Origin of the sequence: Aquimarina sp. U1-2, assembly GCF_017897595.1 — a bacterium.
In the GTDB taxonomy this organism is placed as follows: domain Bacteria; phylum Bacteroidota; class Bacteroidia; order Flavobacteriales; family Flavobacteriaceae; genus Aquimarina.
On sequence record NZ_JAGKIK010000090.1, the window covers coordinates 1 to 417 of the forward strand.

The 417-nt window shown below is 34.3% G+C and carries 1 protein-coding gene; it reads left to right on the top strand.

Going from position 1 to position 417, the window contains the following annotated elements:
- Window positions 1-417, top strand: a 417-nt coding sequence (locus tag J8281_RS19150) for an HAD-IC family P-type ATPase (protein ID WP_210199255.1), incomplete at both ends; no start/stop codon positions are given.

Below are 417 nucleotides of genomic sequence, written 5' to 3' on the forward strand. Positions count from 1 at the left end.
TTTTTGGTATGTTTTTTCCAGATATTTTTCCAAGTCAGTTTAAAACAGAATCTGGAGCAGTACATGTCTATTTTGAAGCAGCAACCGTCATTCTAACATTGGTGCTTTTAGGTCAACTTTTAGAAGCTCGTGCGCATAGTAAAACCAATTCAGCAGTAAAAGAATTATTAAAGTTAGCACCCAATAAAGCTATAAAAATAGTAGATGGCGAAGATGTTGAAGTAACCATCGATGCTATTGAATTAAATGATATTCTAAAAGTAAAACCAGGCGATAAGATTCCTGTGGATGGCTCGATAACAGAAGGAGATACAACCATTGACGAATCTATGATTACAGGAGAGCCAATTCCTGTTAATAAAACAGTAAATGATAAAGTAAGTAGCGGAACAATAAACGGCAACCAATCTTTTTTAA